This window comes from Rhodococcus sp. Q1 (assembly GCF_004153645.1).
In the GTDB taxonomy this organism is placed as follows: domain Bacteria; phylum Actinomycetota; class Actinomycetes; order Mycobacteriales; family Mycobacteriaceae; genus Rhodococcus; species Rhodococcus gordoniae.
Map to the genome: position 1 here is coordinate 79,871 of NZ_SDMJ01000009.1, position 11,562 is coordinate 91,432.

An 11,562-nucleotide genomic window follows, 5' to 3' on the forward strand; every position below is an offset into this window, starting at 1 on the left:
GATCTGCGCTGCCCTACCGGCCTCGCGAGCGCGGCCTCCGTGGAATCCGTTCCCAGCACATGCATCGCCGAGTCGGATGGTTCCGATCGCTACGCTCGACAGTCCCAGATGAATCCGTCTCGGATTCGAGTCGAGGACGAGGACGAGGAGACGACGATGACCGCCGGCCCGAACGAGAGCCCCAGTGCCTCCGAGCGTGCCTATCAGGTGATCCGCGATCACATCCTCGACGGCACCCACGCCCCCGGCACCATGCTCGGTGAGAACACGCTGGCGGCCGATCTCGGGGTGAGCCGTACACCTGTGCGTGTCGCACTTGCGCGCCTTCAGGACGAGGGGTGGATCTCCATCTACCCCAAACGTGGTGCCTTGGTGCAGGGAATGAGCGAGCGGACCGTCGCAGAACTCGCCGACGCCCGGTTCGTCCTCGAGACGACGGCGGTGGATCGAGCCTCCGGTGAATTGCGTCAGCGCCTGGCAGAACGCCTCGAACATTCCATCGACGAGCAACGCGCTGCCTTCGCCGGCAAGGACGTTCGTCGATTCATCGACCTCACACTCCGGTTCCACCGCGGGTTCGTGGAGGCAGGAGGCAACAGCGTCCTGCTCGAGCTCTACGACCAGCTTTCCGACCGGCACCGGTTCGTGCTCTTCGCATCGGGTGAGCATTTGCTGACGCGCTGCGCCGACATCATCGCCGAACATGTCACACTCGTCGAACACCTCCGAGCGGGCAACGCAGCCGAGTTCGCAAGAACGCTACGCGGTCACATCGCAGAGAACGCCCCGGCAGCGGCGGTCGGCCGAGACATGATCGAGTTCACCCCCTCCATCCACCAGTAGAAATGCGGTAAGCCGCAGCTCGACACGGCCGACCGGTGCGCTCCGGGGCCTGAAGAGGCAGGACCGGGCGGCAACCGATTCGATACTTCGACCAGGTATTCCGTTGGATCGGCACCTTCGACCCGCCGGCCCGGGCTCGCATGCACCCCGAACACGATCACCGAATCCCTCGGATCGGACCGTAGCCGTCCAGCGGGGCCGGAACGTAGTGGACTCCGGTCGAAAGACACCCGATTTTGACTGATCAACACTAATCTTGAACACTGTTCAAGTGATCGACACCGAAGTACTCATCATCGGTGGCGGCCTTGCCGGACTCGGCGCCGCCCACTACCTCACCCGCCGCGGACGGACAGTCCACGTCCTCGAACGCAGCAGCGGCCCCGGTGGCACCTGGCTCGAGAACACCTATCCCGGTTGCGAGTGCGATATCCACCCCGCCCTGTACTCCTACTCGTTCACGCGACTCCCCGGCTGGATCAGCGGACGGGCCGATCATCACCAGATACTCCGCCACAGCCGACTCCTCGCAGACCGGATACACCGATCCGCGCGCGTCGACTACGACACCGAGGTCACCGACTGCCACTGGAACGACACCGACGCGCGGTGGCACGTCCACACCCGCTCCGGAACACTCCACCGCGCCCGCTTCCTCGTCCTGGCGACCGGCGCACTGAACGTCCCGCGCATCCCGCGCCTCCCCGGCTCCTTCGCCGGTCCGGTCCTGCACACCGCCCGCTGGAACCACGACCTCGACCTGCGTGGCGCCCGCGTCGGTGTCATCGGCACCGGCGCCAGTGCCGCCCAACTCGTCCCCGCCCTCATCGACCACGCCGGCCGGGTCACGGTGTTTCAACGCACCCCCGCCTGGGTCCTGCCCCGAGCGCGTACCCGGGTGCCGCTGCCCTACCGTGCACGCCGGACCGTCGAATATTGGCGCAACGAGACACTCCTCCCCGCCCTGACCGGCTCGAAACGTCGCCGCGCCGCCCTCGAGGCGCGGGCTCTGCGTCACCTCCACGCCCAGATAGCCGACCCCGTCCTGCGTCGAGCGCTGACGCCCTCGTACCGGATCGGCTGCAAACGCATCATCTTCTCCGACACGCTCTACCCCGCCCTGTGCCACCCCACCACCACCCTCGTGACGTCACCCCTCACAGAACTCGCAGCAGACGCCGTCCGCACCGCAGACGGCCGGCGGCACGAGATCGACGTGCTCGTCCACGCCACCGGATTCCACGTCTCCGCCGCTTTGATGCGATTGCCCATCCACGGCCGAAACGGGGTCAGCCTGCAAGAGGTCTGGGCTCGTGACGGTGTCACAGCGCACTTGGGCACCACCGTGGCCGGTATACCCAACGCGTTCATTCTCGGAGGACCGAACACCGGAGTGGGACACACCTCGGTGCTCTTCATGCTCGAAAGCCAACTCCGTTACGTCGCTGCCGCACTCGATGAAACCGACCGCACCGGTGCCGATGCACTCGTCGTACGTGAACAAGCACAACACCGATCCACCACACGCATCCACCACGACTCGGCTGCAACGACCTGGACCCGAGGCGGCTGCCGCAGTTGGTATCTCGACCGTGAAGGAATCAACCGCTCCCTGTGGCCGGGAGCCACCTGGCGCTACCGGTTGCACACCCGCGCATTCGATCTCCACAACTACACATCGATCCGGGCGTCCACAGGGGGCAGCGACGGCATCGAACAAGCCGAGCCCGGTCGCCAGAGGGATGAGAACGGCTCCGCAGCCGGAAACTGACCTCACCTTCCTTGCTCACGAGCTGCCCGCAACAGACTGTCCATGCGGTCTCACCGACCGGTCGGACCGCGGCGGCCGGACACCACTGATCGACCTCGAGGTACCCGCGGCCGTTGCCGGTCGGGCCCGGAGCACGAGTGGCCGGATACAGGCACTCGAGCGCGGCCTGCTCGTTGCAGGAAATGCCCACGGGCACGGAGCGCCCGCCGAGACCGAGGGCTGCTGATGACGGCATCCCTCGGCATGCCCGGTGCGCCGTCCGCGGTGAACCTTCGTCCGGACCCGACCCGGAAGTCATTCGAGGGTGAAGAGCTGTTGCGCGGTGGCGGCGTAGGCGGTGTCGACATCGACGGCCAGCAACGCTTCGACCGGACCGACCACTGCTTTCTGTTCCCATGTTCGGCCGGTGTCGCTGCGCCAGGCGACACCTTCGGTGTCGACACCCCATAGGGATCCGTCGCCGGCGGCAGAGAGCAGCATCAGTCTCGGCGCATCGGGAACGGCGGTGAAAGTGCGGGCGGAATCCGAACTGTGCTGCAACCCGTCGGCGGTGGCCGCCCAGACGCCATCGTCGGTGACGGCCAGGGCTGCGGCGGCCAGAGGGGCTCCGGAACTCCAGGTGACGCCGGCGTCGGTGGACACCAGCAGTCCGGTGGTGCCGTCGAAACCGACGAGCACCTTCCCGTCGGTGGCCAGAGCGTGGAAGTCCACTTCTCCGACAAGGGATTTCGGTGTCCAGGTGCGACCTCCGTCGGTGCTGTCGATCAGTCCGAGCGGGTTCGGAGCGGAACTCGATGGTCCGGGATGTCCGGAGGCGAAGAGTCGATCGGTGCCCGGCACCCCGGTCAGTCCCATGAAGTCGTCGTCGGAGGTACCGATCCGGGTGGTGCGCCCGTCGACGCCGAGGGTGACCAGACCGGTGTGGGTGCCGGCCAGGATCGTGCCGTCGGCCCCACGGTGCAGCCCGTGCAGGTGGTCGAGGGCGGGGGTCAACGTCACCGCGGGCACCTCCGACACCGGAACAGTCCCCGATCGTGTCGGTGTCGTAGCGGGCTGCTGAGTCGAGCATCCGACGAGCACGGTCAGAGCGGCGACGGCGGTGAGCGCACCCCGGTAGGGGCGCGCGAACGATGTCCACATGGAGACAGAGAGACTTTCTCGAAGGGGGTGGGTGCCGCGCCGGTCAGGTGCGGGTCAGGTGGGCGGGGTCGAGGTCGAGGCGGCGCAGTAGCTGGGCGTTGAGGGCGACGACGATGGTCGAGACCGACATGAGCACCGCAGCCACCGCCGGGGAGATCGCAACACCGGCGAAGGCGAGCACGCCAGCGGCCAGGGGCACGGCGATGATGTTGTAGCCGGTCGCCCACACCAGGTTCTGCCACATCTTCCGGTAGCTGGCGTGGGAGAGCTCGATGATCGACAGCACCGCCCGCGGATCGTTCGCCGCCAGCACCACCCCGGCGGATTCGATCGCGACATCGGTGCCGGCACCGATCGCCACCCCCACGTCGGCCCGGGCCAGGGCCGGGGCGTCGTTGACACCGTCACCGACCATGGCGACCGTGTGTCCACGCTGTTGGAGTTCGGTGACCTTCGCGTCCTTGTGTTCGGGCAGCACCTCGGCGAACACCTCGTCGATGCCGAGATCGGCCGCCACGGTGTCGGCGACCTGCCGGGCATCGCCGGTGATCATCGCGACCTTGACTCCGCGGGCGTGCAGGGCGTCGATCGCCTGGCGAGACTCCTCGCGGACGGCGTCCTCGAGTGCGACTGCACCGAGCACCCGATCATCTTCGGCGATATGCAGCACCGAGGCTCCGCGCCGTACCCATCCCTCGGTGACCGCGGTGACGTCGGCGGGTACCGACAGCGCCACGTCGGTGAGCATGGCGGGGCCGCCGACGGTCACCGCAGTGCCGTCGACGAGCGCCCGCACACCGCGGCCGGGCAGGGACCGGAAGTCGGTGGCGGTGAGCCGCTCGTTTGTCGGGACGCGGGTGTCCGCTGCGTCCACGATCGCGCGTGCGACGGGATGTTCGCTGTCGGCTTCGACCGCGGCGGCGCGGGCCAGCAGATACGACTCGCCGATTCCGTGGGCGGTCGTGACATCGGTGACCTGGTGCCGTCCCTGGGTGAGGGTGCCGGTCTTGTCGAACAGGACCACCTCGACGGTGCGCATGCGTTCGAGCGAGAGCCGGTCCTTGACCAGCACACCGGCTTCGGCGGCGCGTTCGGTGGAGATCGCGATCACCAGCGGGATCGCCAGTCCCAGGGCGTGGGGGCAGGCGATGACCAGCACGGTGACCGTCCGCACCACCGCTTCGTCGATGTTGCCGAGCAGCGCCCACACCGCGAAGGTGAGCAGGCCGGCGATCGCGGCGAAGTAGAACAGAAACGCTGCGGCCTTGTCCGCCAGCGCCTGCGCACGCGACGACGACGCCTGGGCATCGGCGACCATGCGTCGGATGCCGGCCAGGGCGGTGTCCTCACCGAGGGCGGTGATCCGCACGCGCAGGGCGCTGTCGGTGGCGACGGTGCCGGCGACGACGGTGTCACCGCTTCCGCGGGTGACGGTCTTCGATTCGCCGGTGATCATCGATTCGTCGACCTCGGCACGTCCGTCGATGACGGTGCCGTCGGCGGGCACCCGGGCCCCGGCTCGCACGAGCACTACGTCGTCGAGGGCCAAGTCCGCCAGTGACACTTCCTCGGTGCCGTCGTCGGTGATCTTCTCGGCGGTGTCGGGCAGCATCGCCGCCAGCGCGTCGAGTGCGCCCGACGCCGACCCGAGAGCGCGCATCTCGAGCCAGTGCCCGAGCAGCATGATCACGATCAGCAGCGCCAGCTCCCACCAGAAGTCCAGGTCGAAACCGCCGAGGCCGAGGGTGGTGATCCACGAGGCGAGGAAGGCGACGCTGATGGCCATCGCGATCAGCAGCATCATCCCCGGTCGGCGCGAGCGCAGTTCGGCCCAGCCGCCGGTGAGGAACGGGGTGCCGCCGTAGACGAAGATCACCGTGCCCAGTACCGGCGGAATCCACATGGCCCCGGGAAAGTCCGGCATGGTGTAGCCGAGCAGCTCGGCGACCATGTGGCTGAACCCCACGACCGGTAGCGACAGGATCAGCGACACCCAGAAGCGTCGTCGGAACATCTCTCCGTGCGCACCGTGTCCGGCGTGCCGATCGTGCCCGGTGTGCTCACCCGGCCCGACGTGGGCGAGGTACTCGCCGTGCACGTCGTGCTCGTCGGGGGTCGGACTCTGAACGCTGGCGCCGTGCTCGTGCCGGGCGGGCGCCGGGCCGGGGTGGGGGTATCCCTGGTCCGGGTGCGACATCGAAAGCCTCCTGGGATGGCGGGCCGAGAGAAAACCGGGCGGGGCCGGTTACAGGGTGGTCAGCAGCTCACGCATGGTGTCGATCTCCTGCTGCTGAGTGTCGACGATGGTGCGGGCCATGACCACCGCATCGGGGAACTGCCCGTCCTCGATCTCGGTCTGTGCCATGTCGACGGCGCCTTCGTGGTGGGCGATCATCTGCTCGAGGAACAAGCGGGCCGCGTCGATGCCCTGCGCATCCGCCAACGCCTGCATGTCCTCCTCGCTCATCATCCCTTCCATCTGCATTCCCTCCATACCGTCCATGCCCTCGTTCATGTCCATGCCCGGCATGTCGTTGTTGCTGGTATCGGGCATTTCGGTGGGTTCACCCCACTGTTCGAGCCAGGACTCGAGCTGTTCGATTTCCGGTCCCTGCGCGGCCTTGATCTGCTCGGCCAGCGCGATGACCTCGGCAGGGATGTTCTCCTTGGCGAGGAGCATGTCGCTCATCTCGATGGCCTGACTGTGGTGCGGGATCATCATCTGCGCGAACATCACATCGGCGTCGTTGTGAGCCGCAGCCTGTTCTGCGGGCGTGCTTGCCGAGGCCGGCGCGGTCGAGGTCGCGACGGTGGTGCCGGTGTCGGAGTCACTGCAGGCAGCGGCGGTGAACACCACTGCCAGGGCCATGGCGCCGGCGGCAAGGGGCCTCTTGTTCATCAGGGTGTGTTCCTTTCTCGAACGAGCACAGGCATCGTGATGGGACGGTTCGGTACCGCCGGTCGGCGGGGGGCGATCACGCCAGATAGGACACGGTGGTCATCATTCCCGCTTCCTGGTGATAGGCGTTGTGGCAGTGCAGCGCCCATCGGCCGGGGTTGTCGGTATCGAATTCGATCTCGACGGTGCGCATCGGCCCGATGGTGACGGTGTCCTTGCGCAGTCCGGTGTCGGTGAGCGCGAAGGTGTGGCCGTGCAGGTGCATGGGGTGGAACATGTCCGACATGTTGCGCATCCGCATGCGCACCCGTTGTCCTTGGTTGACGTTCAGCGGTGCGCTGGCGGGATGAGCGCGGCCGTTGAGGGTCCACCGGTACGGCGACATGGTCCCGCCCATATCCACGCTGTGATACAGGTCGTGATCACGCTCGGCCAGACGCACATGATCCCGGGGCGCAAGGTCGGTGCCGAGCAGCACCCGCCGGTCCAGTTCATCGGGGCGGGGTTGTGGCGGCAACTCGCCGGCGGCGGTGCGCACCACGGCCTGTCCGTACCCGGTCTTGCCTTCGGCCTGGGCGAACAGGGGAAACACCCCATCGCCGAGGGTGACCAGCACGTCGAAACGCTCACCCATGCCGATCAGCAGTGCGTCGGTGTCCTGCGGTACGACCGGGAAACCGTCGGTGTGGGTGACCGTCATCCGGTGACCGCCCAGTGCGACACGGAAGGCGGTGTCGGCGCCGGCGTTGACGAACCGGATCCGTGCCCGTTGTCCGGGTGCGGCGGTCAGGACCATCGGATCGTCGGGTACACGCCCACCGACGAGGAAATGGGGATAGCTCACGTCCCCGGCACCGCCGAGCAGCGGCGAGAGCATGGTTTCCTCCCCTATGTCCATACCGCCCATGTCCATGGCGCCGTGGTCCATCCCGCCCGTGGTGGTGTCACCGTTGCCGGTATCGGCACCGATACCGAGCTCGCGGGCCACATCCTCAGGGGTACGTCCGGTGCCGTCGAGCCAGTCGTCGAGCACCACGATCCACTCGTGCTCGTACGCACCCGGATCGGCCGGATCATCGACGATCAGTGCGCCGTAGAGCCCGCGGTCGAGTTGCAGACCGGAATGGGAGTGATAGAAGTACGTGCCCGCATGAGGGACGGTGAACTCGTAGACGAACCGCCCTTCGGCGGCGATGGGGTCCTGGGTCAGCCCGGGAACCCCGTCCATGTCGTTGCTCAATGCCAACCCGTGCCAGTGCACACTCGTCTCCACCGGCAGCTGGTTGTCCACCTCCACCCGCAGCAGATCCCCGGCACGGGCGCGGATCAGCGGCCCCGGCACCTGGTCGTCATATGCCCAGGTGGACACGATGCGTCCTCCGAGATCCACCTCGACCGGACGCGGCGCCAACCGGGCCGAGACCACCTGCTGGCCCGGGGAGCGGCGCTGCTGCTCGAGACGACGCACCACCGGTGACGTGGCGGACACCGGCACGCCGGTCGCGGCCCCCGACGGGGAACAGGCCGCCAGAACCCCGACGCCGGTCAGCATCGAGCCGATCAGGAAGGCTCGGCGGGGAATCCTAACCACGGGCCTGCTCCTGTTGCTCGCCGGTCGAGGCGGCGCCACCGGGCTGCGTCAACGTCCGTCGGCGGGACACGAATTCATCGGAGGTGATATCGCCACGGGCGAAACACCTTTCGAGCGTCCGCAGTGGATCGTCCTGCTGCTCGGTGCGAGCAGGACCGTCTGCTCGATCGGTGCGGAACAGGGTAGCCACCAGATAGATCGCCACCGCCCAGAACACGAGCGTGCACACCGTCATGACGGTCCATCCCGCCCACCCGATGTCACCGACCCAGCCCATCATGGTCGCCTCCATCCCTCGGTTTCGTACCTTCAGCGTCGGGCATCCACCCCACAGGTTCGGTGGAGGTCGTATGAAGATTTGCTCAAGAAGCCCGCCGCGGCGCCGACTCCTGGACGGTGCCGGCGATGGTGGACACCGTGACGTCCTCTTCCGCTCGCCCACCCGCATCCGGCAGCGACCCGACGACGCCGGTGCGCCCCTCGACCGGTCTGCGGGCGATGATTGTCGAGGACGAACCGCGTTTGGCGAATCTGGTGGGCGCTTCTCGTTGCGCGTCGTCGGATTCCACTACACCGAAGTCAATGCCGGATCGGCGTGCTACATCCCTCGCCACGACTTTCCGGCGCATCGAGACCCTCCGCGCGACTCGCAGTGGCAGATCGTGAGCCCGGCGCCCGTCGGTGGAACCGAGGGCCGCTCGTGGGCCCGTCACACTCCGTGCCGGTTCCGCCACACCGTGCAGCCCCTGTCCGCTTTCCTCTCCGCATCGCCATCTCAGGTGAGGAGCAGAAAGATGGACGGCGTCTCGTCACTCCGGCATATGGTCGTCGAGTTCGAGAGCAACTGCCCGTGTGAGAGCGTCCTCGGCGGGGAGCGCAGCCTGCTCGGCGGGCGAGAGGTCGTAGCGCGATACCGCGATCGGCTGCGTGGTGCCGGCGAGGGCGTACCGGACGACGGACTCGTTCTTGTCCGCGACGAGGAGCATCCCGACGGTGGGCTGGTGCTGCGGTCTGCGCAACCGATCCTCGACCAGCGCGACGTAGAAGCCGAGTTGGCCGGCATCACGAGGGTCGAACTTGGTGGTCTCGAGTTCGATGACCACGTACCGGAGCTGTTCGACGTGGAAGAACAGCAAATCGACGAAGAAGTCGTCGCCCTCGACATCGAAGTGGACCTGACGACCGACGAACGCGAACCCGGGGCCGAGCTCACGCAGAGTGTCGATGATGCGCTCGACGAGCCGATCCTCGAGCTGGCGCTCGGCGGCGTCCCCGTCGATGGCGAGGAACTCGAGCGTGAACGGATCCTTGATGATCTGCTGAGCCAGCTCGGAGTCGGGGCGTTCGAGAGCGCGCGGAAAGTTCGACGGGGCCGCCCCCTCCCGCGCGTGCAGGTTCGTCTTGATCTGGTGAGCCAGCACGGGACGACTCCAGCCGTGTGCGACGTCCTTGGCGCTGTACCACTCGCGTAACTCGACGTCCTCGAGCTTGTCGAGCAACTCGATGACATGCCCCCACGGCAATTGGCCAACGGGTCGTTGGCCGATTGCCGCCGGGTCGGGCCAGGCCTCAGCGAACCTGCGCATGTACTTGAGGTTGGCCGGGGAGAATCCCTTATACTCCGGGAAACTCGGTGCGCAGATCCTCCGAGAGCCGGGACAGGACTTTGCTGCCCCAGGGAGCTGTCTTCTGTCGCTCGATGATCGTCGCTCCGATCTGCCAGTAGAGCCGGAGCAGTTCGGTGTTCACCCGGCGCTGGGCCACGTAGCGTGCTCGATGCACGAGCCGTTTGATGCTCTCGAGCGTATCGGCGTACTCGGACGGGACGGGAGACGACATTCCTCGACGCTAACGGACCGAACCGACCCTCCGTCCTCCTGGGAGGGCGAGCCTACAGAGATGTTGCCGGGTACCTGGCGGGGAGGCTGTCGTCGATGTGGCGATGTTGCATATCGGCGACTCGGAGACCGCACCGTCCACGTGGGCGGGGACGGGCTCCAGCGCGTCGCGGTCGCCCGGGCGTTGACCCTCAAGCCGAAGATGATCGTGCGCGGTGAACCCGTTGCCGCCTTGGATGTCTCGGTCCGTGCCCAGGTGCCCCACCTGCTGCGCGGTCTGCAGGAAGTTCTCGTGTGCGGACACCATGATGAGCGATAGTCGATGCCGCACCGGATCGTCTGTGTGGTGCGGTGACGACCATGACCACCGGAGATGGGCATCCCGAAGCCGTCGCCTCTCGGCCGTCCCGTCGCTCGAAGTTCGGTGCGAGATCGAAACCGCATCGGACGTGCAGCGCCACGGGTCCACCTGACCATCCCCTACGGCGCGGCGGGATTACCGGCCGCAGCCTGTGCAGAGGGATCTATTTCGTCTTCGAGAAGCACGTGCGGGTCACGCATCACACCGCCGACTTCCACCCACCCCATGAAAGGTGGGCATGCCTGGTAGCCGACCAGTTTCGCAATGTCGTCCGGCAGCATTCGGGCCTGTTCCTGCGGGAGCACGAGGTAGTGATTCTCCTCCTGTCGCAGATATCCGAGATCGAAGCTCAATGTCAGGCCGGTGCGTGGAGACCGGGAGTTGTTGTCGCCTCCACCATGGTAGGTGGACCCGATCCAGATCAGCGCCGATCCCGCCGTCATGACCGTGGAGACCGCTTCGTCACGCTTCGGTGCACGAGTGTCGTCCCACTTGTGGCTACCGGGCACGACCAGAGTTCCACCGTTCTCTTCAGTGAAATCGCTGATGGCTATCATGATCTGCACTCGAGCCTGGCGACCCCCTTCCGGGTGACGCCACTGCCATACCGCATCGTCGCGGTGCAGGGGCTGGGCGCCCTCGCCGGGGTGAATCTCGATGACCTGTGTGACTCCCACCTGAAGGGTGGGCACCACTTCGACAGCGTCCTCACCGAACCACACTCGTTCGGGAATGGCCAAGAAGCGCTCGGCGGTCTGTCGATAGAGCGGATTGCGAACAACCTCGTCCGCATGGCGGGTGTGCTTGAACACACCCCCCAGCCTGCGGGTCTTCTTTCCCGCGAAGTCCTCGTCGACTCCGAACGCGAGGGAGTCGAGAATCGGACGCAGATCGGCTTCCAGTCCGGCGAGAGCTTCCGCGGAAAGGAAGTCCCGAATGATCACTCCACCATCGTCTTCGATAACCGCTACCACTTCACCGACGCTGGCGGTTGGCTCCAGGGTGGTCAGTCCCATGATTGTCTCCGTGTCTGATCTGTTCGTATGCCTACGCGATCGTGTGAGGTCTCGAAGGCGGTGCCCCGGGAGGCTCGGGTGGACGGTCTGTTCTGCACAATCG

The 11,562-nt window shown here is 66.7% G+C and carries 11 protein-coding genes and 1 pseudogene; 3 read left to right on the plus strand and 9 right to left on the minus strand.

The window, feature by feature from the left end; translation table 11 throughout:
- Positions 1-156 precede the first annotated feature (156 nt).
- Positions 157-843 carry a GntR family transcriptional regulator gene (locus EQ874_RS20400; protein WP_041804383.1) on the plus strand — a complete coding sequence of 229 codons (687 nt, stop codon included), beginning with the start codon at positions 157-159 and terminating at the stop codon, positions 841-843.
- A gap of 271 nt (positions 844-1,114) precedes the next feature.
- Positions 1,115-2,614 carry an NAD(P)/FAD-dependent oxidoreductase gene (locus EQ874_RS20405; RefSeq protein WP_129977949.1) on the plus strand — a complete coding sequence of 500 codons (1,500 nt, stop codon included), beginning with the start codon at positions 1,115-1,117 and terminating at the stop codon, positions 2,612-2,614.
- Between the two features lie 294 nt (positions 2,615-2,908).
- On the opposite strand, the gene EQ874_RS20410 is transcribed toward EQ874_RS20405, so the two are convergent.
- The 8 genes from EQ874_RS20410 to EQ874_RS23260 form a co-directional block, all read right to left on the minus strand.
- Positions 2,909-3,754: a F510_1955 family glycosylhydrolase gene (locus EQ874_RS20410; RefSeq protein ID WP_129977950.1), complete on the minus strand. Its 846-nt coding sequence runs from the start codon at positions 3,752-3,754 to the stop codon at positions 2,909-2,911.
- A 43-nt stretch (positions 3,755-3,797) separates the two neighbouring features.
- Positions 3,798-5,768 (minus strand): heavy metal translocating P-type ATPase, encoded by a 1,971-nt coding sequence (locus EQ874_RS20415; RefSeq protein ID WP_242496850.1) that lies wholly within the window; start codon positions 5,766-5,768, stop codon positions 3,798-3,800.
- A 231-nt stretch (positions 5,769-5,999) separates the two neighbouring features.
- Entirely contained in the window at positions 6,000-6,653 is a 654-nt protein-coding gene (locus EQ874_RS20420) for a DUF305 domain-containing protein (protein ID WP_129977951.1), read from the minus strand.
- Positions 6,654-6,729: 76 nt separating this feature from the next.
- Positions 6,730-8,244, minus strand: a complete 1,515-nt coding sequence (locus tag EQ874_RS20425; RefSeq protein ID WP_129977952.1) for a multicopper oxidase family protein — start codon at positions 8,242-8,244, stop codon at positions 6,730-6,732.
- Positions 8,237-8,536, minus strand: a complete 300-nt coding sequence (locus EQ874_RS20430; RefSeq protein WP_129977953.1) for an SHOCT domain-containing protein — start codon at positions 8,534-8,536, stop codon at positions 8,237-8,239. The genes EQ874_RS20425 and EQ874_RS20430 overlap by 8 nt, the downstream gene beginning before the upstream one ends.
- 70 nt (positions 8,537-8,606) lie before the next feature.
- Positions 8,607-8,813, minus strand: coding sequence for a hypothetical protein (locus EQ874_RS22965; protein ID WP_024100308.1), 207 nt, complete (start codon positions 8,811-8,813; stop codon positions 8,607-8,609).
- A 240-nt stretch (positions 8,814-9,053) separates the two neighbouring features.
- Positions 9,054-9,830, minus strand: coding sequence for a PDDEXK nuclease domain-containing protein (locus EQ874_RS20440; protein ID WP_242496840.1), 777 nt, complete (start codon positions 9,828-9,830; stop codon positions 9,054-9,056).
- Positions 9,831-9,858: 28 nt separating this feature from the next.
- Positions 9,859-10,083, minus strand: coding sequence for a DUF1016 N-terminal domain-containing protein (locus EQ874_RS23260; RefSeq protein WP_242496841.1), 225 nt, complete (start codon positions 10,081-10,083; stop codon positions 9,859-9,861).
- A 159-nt stretch (positions 10,084-10,242) separates the two neighbouring features.
- Here EQ874_RS23260 and EQ874_RS22970 point away from each other — a divergent pair.
- Positions 10,243-10,368, plus strand: a pseudogene (locus EQ874_RS22970) (ABC transporter ATP-binding protein); the annotation flags it as partial.
- A 194-nt stretch (positions 10,369-10,562) separates the two neighbouring features.
- Here the strand turns inward: EQ874_RS22970 and EQ874_RS20445 are convergent.
- A complete protein-coding gene (locus EQ874_RS20445; protein WP_129977954.1) occupies positions 10,563-11,459 on the minus strand; it encodes a phytanoyl-CoA dioxygenase family protein in 897 nt (298 codons plus the stop codon).
- Positions 11,460-11,562 lie beyond the last annotated feature (103 nt).